Annotated in this window: 26 protein-coding genes and 1 pseudogene; 12 read left to right on the forward strand and 15 right to left on the reverse strand. The window is 71.4% G+C overall.

The genetic code is table 11. The features are described from left to right. Positions 1-328: 328 nt before the first annotated feature. Positions 329-2041 carry a phospho-sugar mutase gene (locus HYQ63_RS18170; protein ID WP_179934903.1) on the forward strand — a complete coding sequence of 571 codons (1713 nt, stop codon included), beginning with the start codon at positions 329-331 and terminating at the stop codon, positions 2039-2041. A gap of 161 nt (positions 2042-2202) precedes the next feature. Here the strand turns inward: HYQ63_RS18170 and HYQ63_RS18175 are convergent, their stop codons facing one another. After that, positions 2203-2886 carry a PH domain-containing protein gene (locus HYQ63_RS18175; RefSeq protein ID WP_179934904.1) on the reverse strand — a complete coding sequence of 228 codons (684 nt, stop codon included), beginning with the start codon at positions 2884-2886 and terminating at the stop codon, positions 2203-2205. A gap of 146 nt (positions 2887-3032) precedes the next feature. On the opposite strand from HYQ63_RS18175, the gene deoC reads away from it, so the two are divergent. The 3 genes from deoC to HYQ63_RS18190 are packed head-to-tail and all read left to right on the forward strand — an operon-like array spanning position 3033 to position 6321. Further along, positions 3033-4028: a deoxyribose-phosphate aldolase gene (deoC, locus tag HYQ63_RS18180; protein ID WP_179934905.1), complete on the forward strand. Its 996-nt coding sequence runs from the start codon at positions 3033-3035 to the stop codon at positions 4026-4028. A 6-nt stretch (positions 4029-4034) separates the two neighbouring features. After that, a complete protein-coding gene (locus tag HYQ63_RS18185) occupies positions 4035-5468 on the forward strand; it encodes an aldehyde dehydrogenase family protein (protein ID WP_179934906.1) in 1434 nt (477 codons plus the stop codon). After that, complete coding sequence (locus HYQ63_RS18190) at positions 5461-6321, forward strand: aldehyde dehydrogenase (RefSeq protein ID WP_179934907.1); 861 nt, start codon at positions 5461-5463, stop codon at positions 6319-6321. The genes HYQ63_RS18185 and HYQ63_RS18190 overlap by 8 nt, the downstream gene beginning before the upstream one ends. A 23-nt stretch (positions 6322-6344) precedes the next feature. Here the strand turns inward: HYQ63_RS18190 and HYQ63_RS18195 are convergent, their stop codons facing one another. The 7 genes and pseudogenes from HYQ63_RS18195 to HYQ63_RS18225 form a co-directional block, all read right to left on the reverse strand. After that, positions 6345-6788: a PaaI family thioesterase gene (locus tag HYQ63_RS18195; protein ID WP_123100221.1), complete on the reverse strand. Its 444-nt coding sequence runs from the start codon at positions 6786-6788 to the stop codon at positions 6345-6347. Between the two features lie 50 nt (positions 6789-6838). Next, entirely contained in the window at positions 6839-7510 is a 672-nt protein-coding gene (locus HYQ63_RS18200) for an enoyl-CoA hydratase-related protein (protein ID WP_179940239.1), read from the reverse strand. 66 nt (positions 7511-7576) lie between these two features. After that, a pseudogene (locus tag HYQ63_RS45645) lies at positions 7577-8074 on the reverse strand (TetR/AcrR family transcriptional regulator); the annotation flags it as partial. Positions 8075-8206: 132 nt separating this feature from the next. Then, positions 8207-8557, reverse strand: a complete 351-nt coding sequence (locus tag HYQ63_RS18210; RefSeq protein WP_373689109.1) for a hypothetical protein — start codon at positions 8555-8557, stop codon at positions 8207-8209. Continuing rightward, positions 8554-9039, reverse strand: coding sequence for a GNAT family N-acetyltransferase (locus HYQ63_RS18215; RefSeq protein WP_179934908.1), 486 nt, complete (start codon positions 9037-9039; stop codon positions 8554-8556). Before HYQ63_RS18215 ends, HYQ63_RS18210 begins: the two co-directional genes overlap by 4 nt. A 343-nt stretch (positions 9040-9382) precedes the next feature. Further along, the gene (locus HYQ63_RS18220; RefSeq protein ID WP_306664830.1) at positions 9383-9610 is read right to left on the reverse strand and encodes a hypothetical protein; all 228 of its coding nucleotides are present in this window, start codon (positions 9608-9610) and stop codon (positions 9383-9385) included. Positions 9611-9666: 56 nt separating this feature from the next. Continuing rightward, the gene (locus HYQ63_RS18225; RefSeq protein WP_179934910.1) at positions 9667-9819 is read right to left on the reverse strand and encodes a hypothetical protein; all 153 of its coding nucleotides are present in this window, start codon (positions 9817-9819) and stop codon (positions 9667-9669) included. Between the two features lie 125 nt (positions 9820-9944). Between HYQ63_RS18225 and HYQ63_RS18230 the strand changes: the two genes are divergently transcribed. Then, complete coding sequence (locus HYQ63_RS18230; protein WP_179934911.1) at positions 9945-11276, forward strand: tetratricopeptide repeat protein; 1332 nt, start codon at positions 9945-9947, stop codon at positions 11274-11276. A gap of 13 nt (positions 11277-11289) precedes the next feature. On the opposite strand, the gene HYQ63_RS18235 is transcribed toward HYQ63_RS18230, so the two are convergent. Then, positions 11290-12078: a metalloregulator ArsR/SmtB family transcription factor gene (locus HYQ63_RS18235; protein WP_257232623.1), complete on the reverse strand. Its 789-nt coding sequence runs from the start codon at positions 12076-12078 to the stop codon at positions 11290-11292. Between the two features lie 44 nt (positions 12079-12122). Here HYQ63_RS18235 and HYQ63_RS18240 point away from each other — a divergent pair, with 44 nt between their 5' ends. Further along, complete coding sequence (locus tag HYQ63_RS18240) at positions 12123-12815, forward strand: uridine kinase (RefSeq protein WP_179934912.1); 693 nt, start codon at positions 12123-12125, stop codon at positions 12813-12815. A 102-nt stretch (positions 12816-12917) separates the two neighbouring features. Here the strand turns inward: HYQ63_RS18240 and HYQ63_RS18245 are convergent, their stop codons facing one another. The 4 genes from HYQ63_RS18245 to HYQ63_RS18260 all read right to left on the reverse strand — a co-directional run bounded on the left by HYQ63_RS18245 (position 12918) and on the right by HYQ63_RS18260 (position 16476). After that, entirely contained in the window at positions 12918-13151 is a 234-nt protein-coding gene (locus HYQ63_RS18245) for a hypothetical protein (RefSeq protein ID WP_179934913.1), read from the reverse strand. 217 nt (positions 13152-13368) lie between these two features. Next, the gene (locus HYQ63_RS18250) at positions 13369-13671 is read right to left on the reverse strand and encodes an SCO4225 family membrane protein (protein WP_179934914.1); all 303 of its coding nucleotides are present in this window, start codon (positions 13669-13671) and stop codon (positions 13369-13371) included. 100 nt (positions 13672-13771) lie between these two features. Further along, positions 13772-15388: a transposase gene (locus tag HYQ63_RS18255; protein ID WP_257231927.1), complete on the reverse strand. Its 1617-nt coding sequence runs from the start codon at positions 15386-15388 to the stop codon at positions 13772-13774. Positions 15389-15693: 305 nt separating this feature from the next. Further along, complete coding sequence (locus HYQ63_RS18260; protein WP_179934916.1) at positions 15694-16476, reverse strand: SigE family RNA polymerase sigma factor; 783 nt, start codon at positions 16474-16476, stop codon at positions 15694-15696. A 197-nt stretch (positions 16477-16673) separates the two neighbouring features. Here HYQ63_RS18260 and afsQ1 point away from each other — a divergent pair, with 197 nt between their 5' ends. From afsQ1 to HYQ63_RS18285, 5 genes are all read left to right on the forward strand, one after another. Beyond that, positions 16674-17351 (forward strand): two-component system response regulator AfsQ1, encoded by a 678-nt coding sequence (gene afsQ1 / locus HYQ63_RS18265; RefSeq protein WP_009717259.1) that lies wholly within the window; start codon positions 16674-16676, stop codon positions 17349-17351. Between the two features lie 136 nt (positions 17352-17487). Further along, a complete protein-coding gene (locus HYQ63_RS18270; protein WP_179940243.1) occupies positions 17488-19008 on the forward strand; it encodes a HAMP domain-containing sensor histidine kinase in 1521 nt (506 codons plus the stop codon). Then, positions 19005-19622 carry a hypothetical protein gene (locus HYQ63_RS18275; RefSeq protein ID WP_179934917.1) on the forward strand — a complete coding sequence of 206 codons (618 nt, stop codon included), beginning with the start codon at positions 19005-19007 and terminating at the stop codon, positions 19620-19622. The genes HYQ63_RS18270 and HYQ63_RS18275 overlap by 4 nt, the downstream gene beginning before the upstream one ends. A gap of 204 nt (positions 19623-19826) precedes the next feature. After that, positions 19827-20402: a VanZ family protein gene (locus tag HYQ63_RS18280; protein WP_179934918.1), complete on the forward strand. Its 576-nt coding sequence runs from the start codon at positions 19827-19829 to the stop codon at positions 20400-20402. 69 nt (positions 20403-20471) lie between these two features. Continuing rightward, complete coding sequence (locus HYQ63_RS18285; RefSeq protein WP_055546981.1) at positions 20472-20675, forward strand: PspC domain-containing protein; 204 nt, start codon at positions 20472-20474, stop codon at positions 20673-20675. Between the two features lie 79 nt (positions 20676-20754). On the opposite strand, the gene HYQ63_RS18290 is transcribed toward HYQ63_RS18285, so the two are convergent. Both HYQ63_RS18290 and HYQ63_RS18295 read right to left on the reverse strand, forming a co-directional pair. After that, positions 20755-21066 carry an ATP-binding protein gene (locus tag HYQ63_RS18290; RefSeq protein WP_179934919.1) on the reverse strand — a complete coding sequence of 104 codons (312 nt, stop codon included), beginning with the start codon at positions 21064-21066 and terminating at the stop codon, positions 20755-20757. A gap of 138 nt (positions 21067-21204) precedes the next feature. Beyond that, a complete protein-coding gene (locus HYQ63_RS18295; protein WP_179934920.1) occupies positions 21205-22371 on the reverse strand; it encodes an adenosine deaminase in 1167 nt (388 codons plus the stop codon). A gap of 103 nt (positions 22372-22474) precedes the next feature. Here HYQ63_RS18295 and HYQ63_RS18300 point away from each other — a divergent pair, with 103 nt between their 5' ends. Further along, positions 22475-23239, forward strand: coding sequence for an alpha/beta hydrolase (locus HYQ63_RS18300; RefSeq protein ID WP_179934921.1), 765 nt, complete (start codon positions 22475-22477; stop codon positions 23237-23239). The last annotated feature ends 60 nt before the right edge of the window (positions 23240-23299 follow it).

Genomic DNA, 23299 nt, shown 5'->3' on the forward strand with positions numbered 1-23299 from the left:
GCCGTACCACCGGCGCGAGACGGGAGCCGCCCCGACCGGGCGAGCCGGGACCGGACCGGGGCCCGGAGCCCTGGGCCACGCGCCTGTAGTCGCCAACGATGCTGGAGGGGGCGGGGTCGCAGGGGTGGGGTCCTGGACGCTGACGTGTATTTGTGGCGCCGTGGACTTCCGGCCCACCTCACGTTCTACGGCAGCGGCGCCGTAAATATACGGTCCAGGGCCCCGCCCCGGAGGCCCCGCACCCGCACCCACCACCGAACCCCGGCGCACCACCCACAAAGCCGCACCACACAACAACAGACCGCACCCCCACCCAGGAGGCCCCCCAATGGCGCCCGACCTCATCGACCAGGCCAGCACCTGGCTGGCCGAGGACCCCGACCCCGACACCCGGGACGAGTTGCGCGCCCTGCTCGACGCGGCCAAGCGGGCCAAGCGGGCCGACGCGGCCGAGGGGGGCGACCCCGAGGCCGGGCGCGCGCTCGCCGAGCGTTTCTCCGGCACGCTTCAGTTCGGCACCGCGGGCCTCCGCGGCGAACTCGGCGCGGGCCCCATGCGGATGAACCGCGTCGTCGTCATCCGCGCCGCCGCCGGGCTGGCCGCGTACCTCGCACGGCAGCCGCAGCACGCCTCCGGCCTCGTCGTCATCGGCTACGACGCCCGCTACAAGAGCGCGGACTTCGCCCGCGACACGGCGGCCGTCATGACCGGCGCCGGTTTCCGCGCGGCGCTGCTGCCCCGGCCGCTGCCGACGCCGGTGCTGGCGTTCGCCATCCGTCATCTGGGGGCCGTCGCGGGGATCGAGGTGACGGCGAGCCACAATCCGCCGCGCGACAACGGCTACAAGGTGTACTTGGGCGACGGCTCGCAGATCGTTCCGCCCGCCGACGCGGAGATCGCGGCCGAGATCGCGGCGGTCGGCAGCCTGAACGACGTACCGCGGCCGGACACCGGCTGGGAGACGCTGGACGACGGCATCCTCGACGCGTACCTGGCCCGCACGGACGCCGTCCTGACCCCCGGCTCCGCGCGGGACGCCCGCGTCGTCTACACGCCCCTGCACGGCGTGGGCCGGGAAACGCTGACGGCCGCGTTCGCGCGGGCGGGCTTCCCGGCGCCCACGGTGGTTCCCGAGCAGGCGGATCCGGACCCGGCGTTCCCGACGGTGGCGTTCCCGAACCCGGAGGAGCCGGGGGCGATGGATCTGGCGTTCGCGACGGCCCGCGAGGCGGCGCCCGACATCGTCATCGCGAACGACCCGGACGCGGACCGCTGCGCGGTTGCGGTCCCCACGACCGGCACCGGCTCCGGCACCGGCTGGCGGATGCTCCGCGGCGACGAGGTCGGCGCGCTGCTCGCCACCCACCTCGTGCACAAGCGCGCCCGCGGCACCGTCGCGACGACGATCGTGTCCTCGTCGCTCCTGTCCCGCATCGCGGCCGACGCGGGCCTGCCGTACGCGGAGACGCTGACCGGCTTCAAGTGGCTGGCCCGGGTGGACGGTCTGCGGTACGCGTACGAGGAGGCGCTGGGCTACTGCGTGGACCCGGACGGGGTGCGCGACAAGGACGGGATCACGGCCGCGCTGCTGGTGGCGGAGCTGGCGTCGGAGCTGAAGGGGCAGGGGCGTACCCTCACCGACCTGCTGGACGACATCGCCGTCGCGCACGGCCTGCACGCCACGGACCAGTTGTCCGTACGGGTCGAGGATCTGTCCCTGATCGCGGCGGCGATGCGGCGGCTGCGCGAGCAGCCCCCGGCCGAACTGGCGGGTCTGGAGGTCGGCTCGGCCGAGGATCTGACCCGGGGCTCGGACGCGCTGCCCCCGACGGACGGCCTGCGCTATCAGCTCGCCGGGAGGGACACGGTCCGCTCGGCACGGGTGATCGTGCGCCCGAGCGGCACGGAGCCCAAGCTGAAGTGCTACCTGGAGGTGGTCGTGGACGTGCCCGCGGCCGAGCACCTGCCCCGGGCCCGGGCCACGGCGGAAACGGTTCTGGCGGCCCTGAAGAAGGACCTCTCGGCGGCGGCCGGGATCTAAGCCGTCGGTTCGTCCGGTACGAACGGCATGAACGGTACGAACCGGCTCAGCCGGTACGTCGTCGGCCGCGTCGAGCGCCCGCACAGCGTGTCCACGCGGACCGACGACCAGTCGACGGGTTCACGCCAGGCATGCCCGCACCGCCCTGAGAGCATCGGCCCTCAGATCAGCAGCATGATCACCAGCAGCACCGCCCCGGCCAGCGTCGGCGCGATGACCTCGAACGCCCAGCGCACCTCGGGCTCGCCCTGCGCGCCGTCGCGGCCCGCGTTGGACTCGGCCAGTTCGCGCAGGTCGTCCATGGTCTGGTCGGCCTGGGCGCGGCGGTCCGCCGTCGCGCCTGGGCCGGGCGTACGGCCGAGTGTCGTCGGCGACGCCGCCGCGCGGTTCTGCTGGCGGGCGGCGCGCTTGCGCTGGCGCAGCGAGACGGGGACGGCCCACAGCTGGTACGTCGCGCCGCCCGCCAGCACTTCGCTGGTGTAACTCGCGCGCAGGGTGTCGACGGAGGCCCAGGGGAGGGTGATGGTGCGGAAGGGGTTGCGTACGAGAAGCCGGTCCGCGCCCGCGTACACCGCCGGGCGCACGGTGAAGGCGATCACCACCGGCACCGCGAACAGCAGCCCGGCGAGGGCGAGCCACGGCGTCCGGCCCTCGCCGCGCAGGATGGCGTCGATGCCGAGCCAGCCGCCGAGTCCGAGCAGCAGCACGCCGCCCACGATGCCGCCCGGGGAGCGGTAGACGCGGTCGGCGTACGGGGTGGGCCCCCCATCGGGTCCCCCGTCGGGCTCGCCGTCGGGCTCCCCGTCGGGCTGCGGGGCGGGGGCGGGGTCGTCCGGGCTCGTCATGGGGCCGATTGTGCCCCACGGTTCGGGGCGTTGGGCCTCGGGATCAACACGGTACGAGTACGGATCGTGATCGGACCGGGGCCGGGCCCGATCACGGCCGGGGGGTGACATACCGCTACGCGCGTAGATATGCTCAGGTGGTGACCATGCCCACCACAGTTCCCGCATACGGCAAAGAGGCCGCGGAGCGACTGGCGTCGATGGCGGACGTGACCGCCACCGACAGCGCGCTGCGCCGCTTCCTGCACGGCCTGCCGGGCGTCGACGCGGTTGGCCTCCAGGCCCGTGCCGCGACCCTCGGCACCCGCTCGATCAAGACCACGGCGAAGGCGTACGCCATCGACCTGGCGATCTCGATGATCGACCTGACGACCCTGGAGGGCGCGGACACCCCGGGCAAGGTCCGGGCGCTGTGCGCGAAGGGGATCAACCCCGACCCCACCGACCGCACCGTCCCCGAGGTCGCGGCGATCTGCGTCTACGGCGACATGGTGGCGACCGCGAAGGAGGCCCTCCGGGGCAGCGGCATTCATGTGGCGGCCGTGGCGACCGCGTTCCCGTCCGGCCGGGCCGCGCTGCCGGTGAAGCTGGCCGACACCCGGGAGGCGGTGGCCGCCGGCGCGGACGAGATCGACATGGTGATCGACCGCGGGGCCTTCCTCTCCGGCCGCTATCGGGAGGTCTTCGAGGAGATCCGGCAGGTGAAGGAGGCGTGCGTCCGCCAGGACGGGAGCGCCGCGCACCTGAAGGTCATCTTCGAGACCGGCGAGCTCCAGACGTACGACAACGTGCGCCGCGCGTCCTGGCTGGCGATGCTCGCGGGCGCCGACTTCATCAAGACGTCCACCGGCAAGGTGTCCGTCAACGCCACGCCGCCGGTCACCCTGGTCCTCCTGGAGGCGGTCCGCGACTTCCGGGCCGCGACCGGGGTGCAGGTGGGGGTGAAGCCCGCGGGTGGCATCCGTACGTCGAAGGACGCCCTCAAGTACCTGGTGATGGTCAACGAGACGCTGGGCGAGGAGTGGCTGACCGCGGAGTGGTTCCGCTTCGGCGCGTCGAGTCTGCTGAACGATCTGCTGATGCAGCGCCAGAAGCTGAGCACCGGCCGGTACTCCGGTCCCGACTACGTGACGGTGGACTGATACGCCATGCCCGTTTTCGAGTACGCCCCCGCTCCCGAGTCCCGCGCGGTCGTCGACATCGCCCCGTCGTACGGGCTGTTCGTCGACGGCGAGTTCCGCGAGGCGGGCGACGGCAAGGTCTTCAAGACCCTCTCCCCCTCCTCCGAGGAGGTCCTCTCCGAGGTCGCCCAGGCCAACGCCGAGGACGTCGACCGCGCGGTGAAGGCCGCCCGTAAGGCGTTCGAGTCCTGGTCGGCGCTGCCCGGCGCCGAGCGCGCCAAGTACCTGTTCCGCATCGCGCGGATCATCCAGGAGCGCTCGCGGGAGCTGGCGGTCCTGGAGTCGCTGGACAACGGGAAGCCGATCCGCGAATCGCGGGACGCCGACCTGCCGCTGGTCGCCGCGCACTTCTTCTACTACGCGGGCTGGGCGGACAAGCTCGCGTACGCGGGCTATGGCGCCGATCCGCGCCCCTTGGGCGTGGCGGGCCAGGTCATCCCCTGGAACTTCCCCCTCCTGATGCTGGCGTGGAAGATCGCCCCGGCGCTGGCGACCGGCAACACGGTCGTGCTGAAGCCCGCCGAGACGACCCCCCTGAGCGCCCTCTTCTTCGCGGACATCTGCCGCCAGGCGGGCCTGCCCAAGGGCGTGGTCAACATCGTCACCGGCGACGGATCGACCGGCGCCGAGCTGGTCGCCCACCCCGGGATCGACAAGGTGGCCTTCACGGGGTCGACCGAGGTCGGCAAGGCGATCGCCCGCACGGTGGCCGGTACGAAGAAGAAGGTCACCCTGGAGCTGGGCGGCAAGGCCGCGAACATCGTCTTCGACGACGCGCCGATCGACCAGGCGGTCGAGGGCATCGTCGGCGGCATCTTCTTCAACCAGGGCCACGTCTGCTGCGCGGGCTCCCGCCTGCTGGTCCAGGAATCCATCCAGGACGAACTCCTCGACGCCCTCAAGCGCCGGATGCGCACCCTGCGCGTCGGCGACCCGCTGGACAAGAACACCGACATCGGCGCGATCAACTCCGCCGAGCAGCTGGCCCGTATCCGCGACCTGGCCGACGCGGGCGAGGCCGAGGGCGCCGAGCGCTGGGCCCCGGAGTGCGAACTGCCCAGCTCCGGCTACTGGTTCGCGCCCACCCTCTTCACCGGCGTCACCCAGGCCCACCGGATCGCCCGCGAGGAGATCTTCGGCCCGGTCCTGTCCGTGTTGACCTTCCGCACCCCCGACGAGGCCGTCGCCAAGGCGAACAACACCCCGTACGGCCTCTCGGCGGGCATCTGGACGGAGAAGGGCTCGCGCATCCTGGAGATGGCGAGCAAGCTGCGCGCCGGGGTGATCTGGTCCAACACGTTCAACAAGTTCGACCCCGCCTCGCCGTTCGGCGGCTACAAGGAGTCGGGCTACGGCCGCGAGGGCGGCCGCCACGGCCTGGAGGCATACCTCAATGTCTGAACGACTCTCCGTGCTCAAGACCTACAAGCTCTTCGTAGGCGGCAAGTTCCCGCGCTCCGAGAGCGGACGGGTGTACGAGGTGACCGACTCTCACGACCGGTGGCTGGCCAACGCCCCCCTGGCCTCCCGCAAGGACGCCCGCGACGCGGTGACCGCCGCGCGCAAGGCGTTCGGCGGCTGGTCCGGCGCCACCGCCTACAACCGCGGCCAGATCCTGTACCGCATCGCCGAGATGCTGGAGGGCCGCCGCGACCAGTTCGCGGCCGAGGTCTCGGCCGCCGAGGCGCTGTCCAAGCCCAAGGCCACCGCGGCGGTCGACGCGGCGATCGACCGCTGGGTCTGGTACGCGGGCTGGTCCGACAAGGTCGCCCAGATCGCGGGCTCCGCCAACCCCGTCGCCGGGCCGTACTTCAACCTCTCCACCCCCGAGCCGACGGGCGTCGTGGCGCTCCTCGCCCCCCAGGACTCCTCCTTCCTGGGCCTGATCTCGGTCCTCGCCCCGGCGATCGTCACCGGCAACACGACCGTCGTGGTAGCCGCCGAGCGCGCCCCGCTCCCCGCCCTCTCCCTCGCCGAGGTCCTGGCCACCTCCGACCTCCCGGGCGGCGTGGTCAACATCCTCTCGGGCCGCACCCCCGAACTGGCCACCCCGCTCGCCGCCCACCAGGACGTCAACGCGATCGACCTGGCAGGCGCGGACCCGGCCCTCGCGACCGACCTGGAGAGGTCCGCCGCGGACAACCTCAAGCGCGTGGTCCGTCCACACCCTGTGGACTGGACGGCCGACCCCGGCACCGACCGCCTCCTCTCCTTCCTGGAAACGAAAACGGTCTGGCACCCCATGGGCGTCTGAGCCCGGGGGGCTGGGATGGCGCCCTAAAGGATCATGCAGGTAGTGGTGGCGTGGGCGATCAGGTTGCCCTGGTCGTCCAACACCTTGCCCTCGGCGGTCGCGGTGCGGCGGCCCGCGTGGATGACGGTGCCTTCGGCGGTGAGGGTCTGTCCGTCCGTGCGGGCGGCGCGGATGTAGTTGACCTTGAGTTCGAGGGTGGTGTAGCTCGTGCCGGCCGGGAGGGTGGTGTGGACGGCACAGGCCATGGCGGAGTCGAGGAGGGTGGCGGCGATGCCGCCGTGGACGGTGCCGAGGGGGTTGGCGAAGTCGGGGCGGGTGTCGAGGGAGATGACGATGCGGCCGTGCTCGACCTCGTCGAAGCGCATGCCGAGCAGGCGGCCGATGGACGGGATGTCGGTGGGGCGTTCTGTCTGCACCCAGCGCATCAGTTCCAGACCGGTCATGGCTGCGAGGTCGGTGGTGGTCATGGTCGTTCTCCTTGGTGGTGCCGGGTGCGCGGGCATCGGTGCGGTGCTGGTCAGCCGAGCGGGGTGGCGGTGTCGCGCAGGGTGGCCAGGGTCGGGGCGTACATGCGGGCCTTGATGGTGCCGAGGGTGTCGCCGGTCTTGTTCACCTGGGCCTGGGCGATCGCGATGGCGGTGGAGCGCACGGCGTCCTCGGCGACCGCCTGGTCGACGATGCCGACGGCCGCGGCGTCGGACCCGCCGTAGCGGCGGGCGGTGACCATGGCCTCGTGCGCGGTCTGTGGTGTCAGCCGGGACTGGATGAGGGCGGACATGCCGGGGGTGAAGGGGATGTTGATGTCCGCTTCGGGCAGGCACCAGTAGCCGCGGTCGGCGCGCATGACGCGGAAGTCGTGGGCCAGGGAGAACATCGCGCCCGCGGCGAACGTGTGGCCCTGGAGCGCGGCCACCGTGATGACCGGCAGCGACAGCATCCGCGCGAACAGCTCGTGGACGGAGACGACGTAGTCCTGGTGCTGGTCGGCGTGGGCGAACAGCCAGTCCAGGTCGAGCCCGTTGGAGTAGAACTTGCCCGTGGCGGCGGTGACCAGAGCGCGGGGGCCTTCCGCCTTCTCCACCTCGTCCAGGGCGGCACCGACGGCGGCGATCCAGTCGGGGTGGAAGCGGTTCTCGCCGTCTCCCAGATCGAGGACGAAGACGTTTTCCTGACGGTCGAGCGAGGGCATGACGACTCCTTCGAACTGCGCGGGGATGGCCTTGAGCAGCAGGTCGTGGATCTCGGCGGCGGCAGCCTCCAGCGGAGCGGTGCTCCGTTCGGCCCGGCACATGATCACCGCGCCTTCGACCGCCGCGATGATGAAGGCGCCGAGGCGTCGGCCGCGCTCCTCGGTCAGACCGTGCCGGACGAGCAGTTCGGCGAGGGCTTCCCGCCAGCGGGCGAAGACGGCGGCGGCGGAGCGGGCCAGCTGAGGTGCGTCGTCGTTGGTCTCCACGGCGACCGCCACGATCGGGCAGCCCGCCCGGAAGCCGCTGTCCACCAGCCGGTCGCGCCACAACGCGAAGAACGCGTCGACTGCCTCCACCGGATCATCGGCCTGCGTGGCGGCGTCGATCAGTCCCGCGATGACGTCGCCCGCCAGCGCCACCGCCTCGTCGATGAGCTGCGTCCGCCCGCCGGGAAAGTGGTGATACACCGAGCCCCGCGGGGCCCCGCTGTGGACGAGCACCCGGTCGATACTGGTCGCGCTCGCGCCGTACTCGCGCAGCAGGGCAGCAGCGCTGAGGACCATCCGGTCACGGCTGTCACTCCTGCGCGGACTCACCGCTCACCACCCTCCGAGCTACCTGCCGGTAACTTATGGTGTGCGGCATAGAACCCGCAAGAGGGGTCCAGCGATCCGTCCGAAGGCAGGCCCGCGCGCTCATGGGCGAGGAGGCCGACTTCGTTCCGTGTATCCCTCGCGCAGTGGGCCGCCGAGCAGGGCGAGCACCTGCTCGGCCGCCGCCGCCAAGGGGGCGGGATCGCCGTCTTCGGCCACGGTTCGGTGGCCGTCCAGCAGGGCGCCGCCCCGCGCCGGGTCGGCGCCGAGCAGTCTGCGGGGGAGCCATTTGCCGATGCCGGTCCACGCGGCGTGGTGGTCGGTGAGCAGGTGCGCGGCCTCGCGCAGGGTGGCGTCGGCGAGGGAGAGCTGTTCGATCGCGCCCAGGGCGTCCGGACAGCGGCTCGTGACCAGCCGCAGTGCCTGCGCCACCGGGTCTGCTTGCCGCTTCATCGGCGCACATCCCGCCGGTACGACAGGCCGGGGCGGCCGTCGAGCCTCGTCTCGCCGACGACGGTGAAGCCGGTGCGGATGAGTACGGCCCGTGATGCCGCGTTGTCGAGGGTGGTCGCGGCCCGCAGCGTGGTCAGCCCGTAGCTGTCGGCGGCACGGTCGCACATCGTCCGCACGGCCCCGGTGGCCAACCCCCGGCCCGCGGCACGCTCGGCGATCCGATATCCGAGTTCGGCGCCGCCGTCCGCCACATCCACGAGGTTGATCCGCCCCAGCACCTCGCCCTCGGCGCCGACCAGCAGGTGGAAGTAGCAGAGACCGGCCTCCTGCTCGGCGAGCAGGGCGCGGAGGCGCTCGTCGAAGCGGTGGAAGAAGTCGTCGCCCCGGTCGGGGATGGACGCGGCGAAGTAGGCACGGTTCTCCCGCTCGAACGCGAGGAGCGCGGGGGCGTGGTCCGGGCGGAGCAGCTGTAACTCGGGCATGGAGGGACTGTACGCAACGCCGTGCGCGGCCACGGCGCCCCAAGGGTGCCTCCTCGCCCACACACTCATGGGCGAGGAGGCTCCTTTCAATACCGCTCCCGACCACCGGAATACCGGACCGGCTCCCGGCACCCCGGCGCATCCCCGGGCAACGGCTCACCGTCAAGCGCGTAGCACAGAGCCGCGTGCAACTGCTCCGCCTCCAGCCCAGTCAGCACAAGCGTGACGGGCGCGGCCTGCCCGGGACGGACGGCCCAAAGCGGCAGCTCAAAGCGCCCGTCCCGGCCACGGCGCAGACCGCGCCCCGGTACGGGCCCGGCGCGCACCTCATCCTCGTAGGCGCTCATTCGCCCACCCCCAGCCGCCCGCCCCGGCTCTCGGCGACCCGTAGCGCATCCCGCAACGCCTCACACAGGCACTTGACCAGGAACCGCAGCTCCCGGACACGCACCCGCCGTTCGTCGACCATCGCGCCCACATGCCCCAGGAGTTCGGTCCCCGCCTTGAGCTGCACGGCCTCCATCTCATCGGCAAGCCGCGACAACGGACCGTCGCCGTCCTCGTCCGCCACGAGATAGCACCGCTTTCCTTCCGTTCCCGGCCAGGGCAACAGCCGGGGCCGCACGCTCACCTGATCACCACCACGCCGTGCGGCGGACACAGCAGTACGACGCGGGGGCGAGGCTCCTCCACCGGTCCGCTCTGCATGTCTGCAATCGGCCCGCCCTTCTTGGCGGGCAGCACCAGCCGTAACAGCCATTCCATGGACCGAGCGGTCATCTTCCGCACAGTGGCCTCCTCTTGCCGGTCACGAGGTTCCTCTTGACCGGCAAGCGTCACCGTTCATACGGCCGGGCGTTAGCCCATCATGGGTAGACCCACCGTGGTCGGGAGGAGAGCATCACGTGACGCCACCCACCGCATTAGCGCCCCGCGTACTCGAACGCGACGACGTACGGAGCGCACTCGCCGAACGGGACTTCGGCACGGTGTTTCGGCTGGCCCGGAAGTGGGGCGGCATCAGCTACAACCAGATCGGCGAGGCGTGCGGCATCAAGTCCGAACGCGTGGGAACCGTTGCCCGCGACGATGCGCGCATCACCTCCCTGGCCAAAATCGAGGAGATCGCGGACGCCTTGCGCATTCCCGGCGCGATGATCGGGCTGGCCGCGCGCCCTTGGGAGGCGTCCCCCGCGCCGAGCGCGGCTGCTCCGGCATTGAGGCGCCCCGACACCTCGGGCATGCTGACCCCAGAGCCCGCGCTGTGGGAGGTCGCAGAATTGGCACGCCGCACGCACGCCACCGATGTGGGACCGGCAGATCTGGAAATGATCGCCGAGGGGATCGACCAGCTGTGCCGCGCCTATCCGTTCATGCCCGCCGATCAACTCCACCACCAGACGCGTGCGGGCATCCGCCACGTCACCGACATGCTCCAGGGCCGCACCACCCTGGCCCAGCACCGGGAACTCCTCGTCTCCACAGGCTGGTTATTTCTCCTCGGCGGCTGCCTCGAATACGACATGGGTCAGCGCCAGGCCGCGGAGCTGAGCCGCGCCGCGGCGCTGCGTATCGGGCAGGAGGCCGGGCATGGCGAGATCACGGCGTGGTCGTGGGAACTCGGGGCATGGTTCGCCCTGACCCAGGGGCGGTACGCGGACGTGATCGACTGCGTGAACGCGGGGCACCGTTCCGACTCGACGCACAGCATCGGCGTACAGCTCTACGCCCAGAGCGCCAAGGCGTACGCCCGGATGGGCGACGCACGGCAGGTCCGCGCCACGCTCGACGCGGGCCGGGCCCGCCTGGAGCGGCTGCCCCGGCCGGAACACCGCGAGCACCACTTCGTCATCGACCCCGACAAGTGGGACTTCTACGAGATGGACGCGTACCGCCTGCTCGGCGACGACGAGCGCGCGGCCACTCACGCGCAGGAGGTCGTCCGGCTGGGCACCGCCCCGGACGGTACGGAGATCTCCCCCATGCGCATCGCCGAAGCCCGCCTCACCCTCGGCGTCACCGCCGCCCGCTCCGGCGAGCTGGAGGAGGCCGTCTCGATCGGGGGCCGCGCGCTGGAGACTTCGCGGAGGTCCCTTCCGTCGCTGCTGATGGTCGCCGGAGAACTCACCGGCGAACTGGAGCAGCGATACCCCCACGAGCCGCTGTCCCGGGACTTCCGCGCACACGTGACCCACATCTCCGCAGGCGGTGCGCAGCCGCCCCTTGAAGCCCAGTAGGCCATGCACGAGTTCACTCCGGCATCGGGTGGCCCGTCTCCAGCAGGGTCTTGAGGTTGGACAGCACGACGGCCCAGCCCTCGTTGACCTGTTGCCGCATGTCGGTGCGCGGGTCGGTGCTGTGCACGGTCAGCTTCACCTGGGCGCCGCCCGTCTCTTCGAGGTGGAAGTCGGCGGTGGCGCTGCGGGGGTCCGGGGTGGGGTTGTCGGGGGTGGGGATGAAGCCGACGGTGTACGTGAGGCGGCTCGGCGGGTCGGCATCGATCACCTCTCCGCGCATGAACGGGGCGTCCGCGCCGGCGAATCGGTGGGTGACGGGAGACCCGGGCTGCCAGTCGGACTCGACGGCCACGGCGCCTTCGCCGGAGCCCCACCAGCGCCGGGTGAACTCGGGGTCGGTCAGGGCCTTCCAGAGTTCTTCGCGGGTGGTGGCGATGTAGATGGTGTAGACGAAGTCGGGGCCGGGCGGGGGCGTGTCGTCGGTCATGGTTCTCTCCTCCAGTGCGCTCTTGAGCGAGGTGAGGGCGCCGAGGCGGGCGTGCTCGTACTGGCTGATCCAGCGTTCGTGGATGAGCTGGATGGGCACCGGATTGAGGTAGTGCAGCTTCTCCCGGCCCCTGCGGACCGTGCTCACCAGATGGGCGCCTTCGAGGACGGCCAGATGCTTGGAGACGGCCTGCCGGGTCATGTCGAGGTCTTCGCACAGGCCCTTGAGGGTCTGGCCGTTGCGCTCGCGCAGCCGGTCGAGGACGCGTCGGCGCGTCGCGTCGCCGAGCGCCTTCAGCACCTGGTCCAGGTCCATGGTCACGTCAGGAAAATAGGCAACCATATGGTTGCCTGTCAAGAATGGCCGGAGCGATCCCATGGGTTCATGCGGGGGTGGGGAATGGTTCAGACTGGTGTTCCGTGACCCTTCATCCCGCCTCCGCGCGCGTCGTCCTGCTCACCGGGCCCTCCGGCTCGGGAAAGTCGTCCCTCGCGGCCCGCACCGGGCTGCCCGTGCTGAACCTCGACGACTTCTACAAGGAGGGGGACGATCCGACGCTCCCGCAGCTCGCCGGGGGTGAAGGGGCCGACTGGGACTCGCCGTTGTCGTGGGACGCGGATGCGGCGGTGGGAGCGGTCGAGGGGTTGTGCCGTACGGGGCGGACGACCGTGCCGGTGTACGACATCGCGTCCAGCTCCCGGGTGGGCGAGGAGCCGATGGACATCGGGCGGGCGCCGCTGTTCGTGGCGGAGGGGATCTTCGCGGCGGACATCATCGACCGGTGCCGGGCGCAGGGATTGCTGGCGGACGCGATCTGTCTGCGGGGGCGGCCCTCGACCACGTTCCGGCGGCGGCTGGTGCGCGATCTGCGGGAGGGGCGCAAGTCGGCGCCGTATTTGGTGCGCAGGGGCTGGCGGCTGATGCGGTCGGAGCGCGGCATCGTGGAGCGGCAGACGGCGCTGGGCGCGCACGCGTGCGGCCGGGACGCAGCCTTGGAGCGGATAGCGGCGGCGGGCGCGGCGGATCGCGCCCCCGAGGGCGCACGGACGTAAAGGCGCCTGAAGGGACACGCGAAACGGCGGAGCGCCGCGCAATTGCGGCGCTCCGCCGTGGCATTCAGCCCGCAGCCGGATAAGGCCACCGAAAGGAGCTGTTTACCAGGGGTACATGACGACCCAGCTGCCCTGCTTGACACACTTGAATCCGTCCAGCTGACCCTGCTGCGCCGCCTTGTTGCCCAGCGTCTGGCACTCGAGGAAGGAGTGCGTGTAGTGCGGCAGGAGGTTGGTCTCGGCGGAGGCCGTGCCCGCCGAGACGAGGGGCAGGGCGAGGGCCGCCGTGACGACGCCGGCCGCGGCGAGCGCCTTTGCCCGTCGGGTCTTCTTCATTCGACTCTCCAATTGAGCGCGGGATACACAATTGAGTCATTCCCGCCCCTGCCCGACCACGCTTTTCGCAACGAGATTCCACTGCCGGAATGCGGGCCGACCGGGGCGACGCGGAAGACAGTAGCAGCGCGCTTTACACCGCGAGTGGGGACATCGGAGAGACTAGGGAAATCAAAGAAATGCCGCGCTTTTTGGAACCGGAACTCCCCCGATACGCTCAGGCGCTGCGCGCCGTGCGGGCCAGGAGGGTGATCGCGGTGGCGTTGAGCACGGCTGCCACCGTGACCAGGCCGAAGTAGGAGCCCTCGGTGCCCTCCGGGAGGAGGACGAAGAGCAGGCTGGCCGGTGCCGTGAACAGGGCGGGCACGACCGCCGCGAACGAGGCGTCGTCGTACGGGAAGAAGCTGGCGTCCATCCAGGCCCAGGCCAGCAGTGCGAAGACCACGGCGAGATAGCCGCGGGACAGCCAGTCACCCGCGACCACATCGAGGACGCGTCGCAGGACGTCGCGTGTTTTCATGCGGATCAGCCTGCCGAAACGGGCGATACGGGGGCATGAGTATCCGTACTCAAACCGCTCCGTACGAGCGCACGCGCGAACGAGCCCGGACAGACCGTTCCTACAGACTGAGCGGAGGTGAGTCCTGATGCCAGAACCCACGCTCAGCCGCATGCCCCGAACGGTGTTGGGCATGCTGGTCGCCCGCTTTCGCTCCGCTGCCGGGCGGCACGGATCTCGTCCGTGGTCCGGGAATGCGGGGGCGGGGTCCCTCACGCCGTCGGGCATCCGGTCGGGCCTGGACGGTCCGATGCCCCGCGCGATCGCTCCGGTCGTGCGGGGGCGGTGCCGTCCGTCGCCGGATCGGATGCCCGAGGGCGCGTCGCCCGATCGCGATGCTCGCCGCATCGTGCCGGGAAACCTTGCGCTTGCTGGTGCTCAGGGGCTGCTGCCAGTGCTGGGCGCCCCACCGGGAGGTGTAGGCCGGATCGACCGCGACGATCGCGATGTCCTGCTCGGCGGCCATCGCCACCAGTCGCGCCTTCAGCTTCGCGGTGGGAAAGCGGGAGATCAGGCGGCGGAAGCGCTTGTTGCGGCCGTACTTCTCCCGGCACCGGCCGTCGGTGAAGTCCAGGTCCTCGACCGCGATCGCCCCCGCCCCGGTGGCCCGAGTGTGGTGCAGCAGCCGGGTCAGGGCGTGCCGGATCTGCGCATCCCGGTGCTGGGCGCTACCCGCCAGGTCGTAAAAGAAGCGGCGGGGTTCACCGACCGGGTTGCCGTGCCGGTCCAGGCGCCAGGCGGCCAGGTGATCGTCGTTCATGTCGACGGCAACCACACCCCGGGCCAGCGCGGCTTCCAAGGGCAGGACGAAGGCGGGGGTGCGCTGCCAGGAGGCGGTCACATACCAGCGGCCCCGGAGCACATCGTGGTGGATGCGGTAGGCCACCGCCCGGTTGTTCGTGATCCGGTCCAGCCACTCCTCACGCCGGTGGCGGAACACCACAGTAGCGTCCAGCACATACCGGCCGTGCGGTGCGTTGGCCAGACGGGCCAGCGCGGCCGGGAGTTTGATCGAGAGCCGTCCGGTGGCGGTGATGCGAATGGTTTCGTTGCCCAAGCCCTTGCCGGACTCGCCGTCCGCGGCCAGGAACATCCGCGCCGCTCGCCACTGCTCCCGCCACGCCCGCTCGCTCAGTCCGGCCTGGTCCAAGTGGTGGCGCAGGCGCGCGAGTCTCTTCCCGCCGCGCACCACCCGCACGCGACCCGCCGCCCAGTCCGCCTCCACCCCGGCCAGCCGACCCCGCAGCGCGTGCACGCGACGGGACTTGGCATGCCACTCGGCCCGCGAGTCGTAGCCGCGCGGCAGCCCTTCCCGCTTGTCCGCCTTCGCGCCCAGTGGACGGGCCAGCCGCTCCTGGATCGAGGCGATCTGCTTGCGCAGCCACGCCACCTCAGCTGTCTGCCCGCGCCGGGCCAAGGCCCACTGATCGTGGGTGGCCTTGGTGATACTGCCCGCCCACCGCGCCGACGAGACCCCCGTCAGCTCCCGCTTGCGCACCGCCCAGGTCTGACCGCCGTGCTCCAGGCCCTGCCGGGAACGCACCACGAAATCACCCGCGGCCAGCCCGCCGAGGAACACCCCCACCTCGGCCAGTACCGCCGTATCGGTGTCCGACACGCGTAACCGGGCGCGGATGGCCGTCCCCGTTGGGCCGGGCACCACGAACGGCGCCGCCACCTCCCGCACCCCGCCCAAACCCCTCGCCCCCAGCCGCCATCGAAGACCCTCTCGCCCCGTCCAACGACCTCCACCCGCAGAGGTCACGCATTCGACAGGCGCACTTTCGTTCCCTTGGATCCGAGGCCCGCACGCACGTCGCGGGCCCAGACAGCCTCCCCGGCCGTCCGGACCCGCTCACCCCCGTTGGGATCCCCCGATCCCGTTTCCCCGTTACCCCCCGATTTCCCCCGTTTCTCCCTATTCCCCGTTTCCCCTTGCTCCCGGCGCTCCCCCGAGCACCGGCCCCCGTTTTCCCCTTGCCCTCAGGCGACGAGTTCGCCGAAGGACTCTTCCTCGTCACGGCCGAAGCTGAGGGTGTCGTCCTCGCGCATCCGGCGCAGTGAACGCCAGATGCTGCTCTTGACCGTTCCGACACTTATGTTGAGTATGTCCGCGATCTCCGGGTCCGTCCGGCCCTCGTAGTACCGCAGCACCAGCATCGTGCGCTGGAGTTCGGGGAGCCGGGCCAGGGCCTGCCAGAGCACGGCGCGCAGTTCGGTGCCGCGCATCGCGTCCTGGTCGCCGACCGTCTCCGGCAGCTCCTCCGTCGGGTACTCGTTGAGCTTGCGCCGACGCCAGGCGCTGATGTGCAGGTTGGTCATGGTGCGGCGCAGATAGCCGCCGACCGCGGCCTTGTCGCTGATCCGGTCCCAGGCCCGGTAGGTCGAGAACAGCGCGCTCTGGAGCAGGTCCTCGGCCTCGAACCGATCGCCGGTCAGGTGGTAGGCGGTTGCGTACAGGGAGGCGCGGCGCTCCTGGACGTACGCGGTGAATTCCGCTTCCGCCCCGCTCTGCGTGCGCCGCTCCCCCTCTGCCTCCCTGTACGAGCTGCCCCCGTGATCCCCCCCGGGACCCCCGTTCCCCCCGGGGCCCTCCCCGGCCCCCGAGTTCGCGTCAATGGCCACCATGTACGGCGGCCGCTGACGCCCGGTGCCGCGAGCGCACCCCCGCCCGCTCACGGCACCGGACTTCTCTCCGCTCCGGCCGGCGTCGTGGAGACGCGTGCGAATGACTGCGCTGTTGTGGGTGTAGTGCAGTGTGCTCATGTCGCGCCCCCCGTCGGTGGAGCCTGCTCGGTCGTCTGCTGGCTGCCCGGCCGCTCGTTCCGGCCGGTGCACAGAAGACTTTGCCGAACCAGTTTCATGGCGCTGTCTGCCGACTGTCACAGGCTCGTCACAGGCGATCAAGCTGTTGAATACCCGACGGTCGAACTACAGGCCCCTTGTAGGCCAGAATGACCAACGTGCCTTTCCTGTTGCTGATCGAGGACGACGACGCCATCCGCACGGCCCTCGAACTCTCCCTGTCCCGCCAGGGCCACCGTGTGGCGACCGCGGCGACGGGTGAGGACGGTCTGAAGCTGCTGCGCGAGCAGCGGCCGGATCTGATCGTGCTGGATGTGATGCTGCCCGGGATCGACGGCTTCGAGGTGTGCCGCCGTATCCGCCGCACCGACCAGTTGCCGATCATTCTGCTGACGGCCCGCAACGACGACATCGACGTGGTCGTGGGGCTGGAGTCGGGCGCGGACGACTATGTGGTGAAGCCCGTGCAGGGGCGGGTGCTGGACGCCCGTATCCGCGCGGTGCTGCGCCGCGGCGAACGGGAGGCGAACGACGCGGCGTCCTTCGGCAGCCTGGTGATCGACCGGGCCGCCATGACGGTGACCAAGAACGGCGAGGATCTTCAGCTCACCCCCACCGAGCTGCGGCTTCTGCTGGAGCTGAGCCGGCGGCCGGGGCAGGCGCTGTCGCGGCAGCAGCTGCTGCGACTGGTGTGGGAGCACGACTATCTGGGTGACTCCCGGCTGGTGGACGCGTGCGTTCAGCGGCTGCGCGCCAAGGTGGAGGACGTGCCGTCGTCGCCGACGCTGATCCGCACGGTGCGTGGGGTCGGGTACCGGTTGGACGCTCCGGCGTGAGGGTCGCGGCCGCGTACGCCGGTGCGCACGGGTGGGGCGGAGAGTCGCGGAATTGAGCGGTGTGAGCGAGGAGCCCGGCCGGGCGCGGGGCTGGGCCGCGGGGATTCTGCGGTGGCTCAGCCTGAGGCTGCGGCTGATGCTGGTCTTCGGTCTGGTGGCGCTGGCGGCCGCGGCGTCCGCGTCGGCGATCGCGTACTGGCTGAACCGTGACGCGGTGCTGACGCGCACCCAGGACGCGGCGCTGGACGAGTTCCGCAAGGCGCTGAAGGACGACACCGATCCGCTGCCGGTCACGCCGACCTGTCCCGAGCTTCAGGACGCGGCGGACCGCATGGCGGACAACACGCAGAAGTACGAGGTGCTGCTGGTCACCCGGACCCGGGGCAGCGGCGGCTGTACGGCGGCCTCGGCGCCGGATCTGTTCACCATGAAGGCCGTGCCGGGGGTGCTGCGGAGCGCGGTGGACGAGCGGCGCGCCGCCGAAGGGTCGCAGGCCGCCCCGTACCACCTCTACTGGCAGCGGATCACGCTGGACGGCACCCCGTACCTGGTGGGCGGGGCGAAGGTGAACGGGGGCGGGCCGACCGGCTACATGCTCAAGTCCCTGGACACCGAGCGCCAGGACCTGAACTCGCTCGCCTGGTCGCTGGGCATCGCCACCGCCCTGGCGCTGATCGGCTCCGCGCTGCTCGCGCAGGCGGCCGCGGCCACCGTGCTGCGGCCGGTGCAGCGGCTGGGCGAGGCGGCGAACCGGCTGGGCGAGGGGCATCTCGACACCCGGCTCCAGGTCTCCGGCTCGGACGAGCTGGCCAATCTGTCGCACACCTTCAACCGGGCCGCGGAGCGGCTCCAGAAGCGGGTGGCGGAGCTGAGCGCGCGGGAGGCGTCCAGCCGTCGCTTCGTCGCGGACATGTCGCACGAGCTGCGGACCCCGCTCACCGCGATCACGGCCGTCACCGAGGTGCTGGAGGAGGAGGCCGACGCGCTCGACCCGATGATCGCCCCGGCGGTGCAGCTGGTGGTCAGCGAGACCCGACGGCTGAACGACCTGGTGGAGAACCTGATGGAGGTGACCCGCTTCGACGCGGGCACCGCCCGGCTGGTGCTCGACGACGTCGATGTCGCGGACCAGGTGACGGCGTGCATCGACGCGCGCGCCTGGCTGGACGCGGTGGAGCTGGACGCGGCGCGCGGGATCGTGGCCCGGCTGGACCCGCGGCGGCTGGACGTCATCCTGGCGAACCTGATCGGGAACGCGCTCAAGCACGGGGGCTCCCCCGTGCGGGTGTCCGTGGTGCCCGAAGGTCCGGAAGACGGGGATCTGCTGATCAAGGTGCGGGACCACGGTCCGGGCATTCCGGAGGACGTGCTGCCGCATGTCTTCGACCGCTTCTACAAGGCGAGCGCCTCCCGGCCCCGCTCGGAGGGCAGCGGGCTGGGGCTGTCGATCGCGATGGAGAACGCGCACATCCACGGCGGTGACATCAGCGCCGCGAACTCGCCGGAGGGCGGGGCCGTCTTCACCCTGCGGCTGCCCATGGACGCCTCGCGCCTCGCCTCGATCGAGGACCGGGAGGGCAAGGATCGGAAGCGCGAGCCCGGCAAGGATGACGACGGTGCCGAGGGCAGCCGTAAGAACGAAGGGGGCGCGCCATGAGCCCGCGAGCGACCCGGCGGCCCGCCGCCCTGCTGCTGACCGTCGTGGTCGCGCTGCTGGCGGCAGGGTGCGGCATACGCGGCACCTCGGTGCCGGTGGACGCCGGGGCCGCGCCGTCGCGCGCGTCGTGCCGGGCGCCGGAGACGGGGCGGGCCGCCGAGGGGGCGGGCCGGGTGTCCGTACGGATCTACCTGCTGTGCACCTCACGGATCCTGTCGGTGAACCGGAACGCGCAGCTGTCGGAGAAGAAGGCGCCGATCGAGCGGGTGGAGGCGGCCCGGTCGCTGCTGGAGCAGCTGCGGCAGCCGCCCTCGGCGTCCGAGTCCTCGGCCGGGTTCTCCACCGCGGTGGAGGACTGGGTCTCGGTCGCCGGTCCGGCGAAGGGCGACCCGGACGGGGCGTTGCGGCTGAACCGGCCGCCGGAGGAGCTGCCGTCGTACGCGCTCGCGCAGATCATCTGCACGTTCGCGGGCTCGGCGGCGGCGGACGAGGAGCACAAGGTGGTGCTCGGCGGTCCGGACAGCGACCGGGACCCGCTGAAGCGGTACGAGTGCACCGAGGAGATGCGGAGCCGTCCGGAGGTCGCGGTGAACTCCGGGGTGCTGGTGTCCTGACGGGGTGCTGGTGTCCTGACCGGGTGCGGGTGTCCTGAGACGCCGCTGGTGTCCTGACCGGCGGACTGACCGATTCCCTGTGGTTCGCCGCCTGTTCCCGGACCGTTTCCCGTGACGATCCAGTAACCGACCAGTCGGTAACCCGTTACTGACCAGCGCGGCGCGCGCGGAACCGCGAGCCCGGCCGGTCGCGTCCTGAGATACGTGCAGGGTCGTTTCGGCCGCCGGGCCGCCTTCCGCTACCGCGCCGCGGGTTTCGTTCTCCTCGTCGCTCACCTTGCGTTCGTCTGCTGGCTGACCCTGCGCCCGCTGACCGTGCCGTGGGTGACGGCCGAGACCCTGGAACCGCTGGGCGCCATCCGCGCCGATCTGGCGCTCACCCCGTGGGCCGCGGCCCGTTCCATCGGCGGGGGGCTGCTGCTGCTCGCGCCGCTCGGGGTGCTGCTGCCGCTGGCCGGGGGCCGGGTGGACGCATACCCGTTCGCCTCGTTCGTGCGGACGACCTTCACCGGGGCGATGACGGCCATGGCGATCGCCCTGCTGCGCAGCGAGGTGACCGGCCAGATCGTGAGCGTGGACGCGCTGCTGCTGAACACCCTCGGGGTCGCGCTCGCGCATCTGCTGGTGGTGCCCGCCGTACGGACCCTGGTCCGCCGCCGGGCCGACCGGGTCGGGGGCGCCGCCCTCCCCCGGGAGGAGAGCGGCCGGACGGTGACCCCGACGATGACCAGGGTCGGCTTCGCCCCCTGGAGCGACGCCTCGTCCGGCTCGCGGACCTAGCGTAGAGGTATCAACTCGGGCAAGACGCACCGAGACGGTACGAACCCGATACGCCGAGGAGCCGCCATCATGGCCGCCGCACTGGTACGCCCCCGCAACCACAAGATGATCGCCGGTGTCTGCGCCGGGCTGGCCCGCCGGTTCGGGACGACCCCGACCACGATGCGGGTGATCTTCCTGGTCTCCTGTCTGCTGCCGGGACCGCAGTTCCTGCTCTATATCGCGCTGTGGATCCTCCTACCGGCGGAGGACTCCTACCGCGAGGCCTGGTGACGGCAGTCCGCCGCTGACGACGCGGCCGGGCCGCACACCCGAGGCGGGTGTGCGGCCCGGCCGGGTGCCGGACGGAGGATCAGCCCAGTCGCATGAGGTTGTTGGTCGGCAGGTTCTTGAGCCCGCCGAGCCCGCTGAGGTTGCCCAGCAGGCCCTGCGCCTCGGGCTGGCTGGGCCGGTTGGCGGCGGGGGCGGCGGGCTTGCCGGGGGCCGCCTTGCCGGGGAGTGCTTGCGGGGCGGCGACGCCGACGCCCTGGCCGCCGACGCCGGCTGACGCGCCGTGGCCGTGGGGGCCGGGGGCGCCGGCCGCGGACGCGACGCCGCCTCCGGCCACGAGGGCGGCAGCGCCGAGGGCCATCACGCCGAGGGTCTTGAGGGTTCCCTGCTTCATCAGAAATCTGTCCTTGCAGACGGGGGGCTTGACCGATACGGAAACGTAGCCCTGGCTTTCGGACGCCCGCAAACAGGGAAAAGCGGCCACTGAACGGCCACTGAACCCTTTCCCCGGCCTTTTCTTCCGTCCGTACGATCAGCTGCCCTCGACCGCAGAATCCCTGGTCACAGGGGTGGTCGAGCCCACCTGCCGGAACAGCCATTCGGACTTCAATTCAGCATACCCAGGCTTGATCACGTCATTGATCATCGCCAGACGTTCACCGAAAGGAATGAAGGCCGACTTCATCGCATTAACGGTGAACCACTGCATGTCGTCCAGCGTGTACTGGAACGTCGAGACCAGGTGCTGGAATTCGACGCTCATGCTCGTACCGCTCATCAGACGATTATCCGTATTCACGGTGGCCCGGAAATGCAGGCGGCGCAGCAGCCCGATGGGGTGGTCGGCGTACGAGGTGGCCGCACCCGTCTGGAGGTTGGAGGTCGGGCACAGCTCCAGCGGGATGCGCTTGTCCCGGACGTACGAGGCGAGGCGGCCCAGCGTGATGGAGCCGTCGTCGGCGATCTCGATGTCGTCGATGATGCGCACCCCGTGGCCCAGCCGGTCGGCGCCGCACCACTGGAGCGCCTGCCAGATGGAGGGCAGCCCGAACGCCTCGCCCGCGTGGATCGTGAAGTGGTTGTTCTCCCGCTTCAGGTATTCGAAGGCGTCCAGGTGGCGGGTGGGCGGGAAGCCCGCCTCGGCGCCCGCGATGTCGAAGCCGACGACGCCGAGGTCGCGGTAGCGGTTGGCGAGTTCGGCGATCTCCAGGGCGCGGGCGGCGTGGCGCATCGCGGTGAGGAGGGCGCCGACGCGGATCCGGTGGCCGTTGTCGCGGGCCCGCCGCTCACCCTCGCGGAAGCCGTCGTTCACCGCCTCGACGACCTCCTCCAGGGTGAGCCCCTGGGTGAGGTGCTGCTCGGGGGCGTAGCGGATCTCGGCGTAGACGACGCCGTCCTCGGCCAGGTCCTCGACGCATTCGGCGGCGACCCGGACCAGCGCGTCCCGGGTCTGCATGACGGCGCAGGTGTGGGCGAACGTCTCCAGGTACCGCTCCAGCGAGCCGGAGTCGGCCGCCTCGCGGAACCAGAGGCCGAGCTTGTCCGGTTCGCTCTCCGGCAGCGCCTCGTACCCGGTCTCCCGGGCGAGGTCGATGATCGTGCCGGGGCGCAGGCCACCGTCGAGGTGGTCGTGCAGCAGCACCTTGGGGGCACGGCGGATCTGTTCGGGGGTGGGCTGGTGGGTGTGCTCGCTCGTCATCTGCGCACCATAGCCCCTACGCGCGTAGACCGTCGCGGATAGATACGGAACAGTGACCCGCACGGGTAGTGGACTCCACCCGCCGTTCTGCGATCGTTTTGCCATGGCTCAGCAAGCGTTGCCCGAACGGGGCGCCCGGCTGGGGCGGCCGATGGGCGCGGCCGCCTCGCGGAGGACCGTGCACGGTGTGGTGTTGCTGCTTCCGGGCGGCGATCCGGACGGCGGCACCCGGCGGCCCACCCGGATGTCCGCCGCGGCCGTGCTGCCGCTGGCCCGGCGGCTGGTCCGGGCGGGCCAGGAGGAGGGGCTGGCCGCCCATGTCGTCCACTACCGGTGCCGCGGCTGGAACGGGCCCGACGCGGCCGCGGCCGCCGACGCCGAATGGGCCACCCAGGAGGTCGTACGGCGCTACGGCGACGTACCGGTGTGCCTCGCGGGCCACGGCATGGGCGCCCGTGCCGCGCTGCGCGCCGCCGGGCATCCCGCCGTCGCCTCGGTGGTGGCCCTGGCGCCCTGGCTCCCGGAGCCGGACACGCTGGAGCCCGAACCGGTCAAGCACCTGGTGGGACGGCAGGTGCTGATCGCCCACGGCACGAACGACGAGCGCGTCGACCCCGAGCTGTCGTACCGGTTCGCCGAGCGGGCCAAGAAGGTCAACCGCGATGTGTGCCGCTTCGAGGTGCACACCGACGGGCACGGGCTGAACCAGCACCGCTCCGAGGTCCAGGCGCTGGCCATCGACTTCCTCCTCGGTTCCCTCTTCGCCACCGGCTACTCCCGCCCGGTGGCCGACGCCCTGGCCGCGCCGCCCCCGCTGGGCCTGCGCATGCCGCTGGCCGCGGGCTTCGGCTCCACGCTGCGGCGCTGAGCCGCCGCCGGGCGGGCGCGCGGCAGGCCCGGAGGCCCTGGCCTGAGTTGCGGTGGCCCG

Source organism: Streptomyces sp. Rer75 (genome assembly GCF_013414305.1).
GTDB classification, from domain to species: Bacteria; Actinomycetota; Actinomycetes; order Streptomycetales; family Streptomycetaceae; genus Streptomyces; species Streptomyces himastatinicus.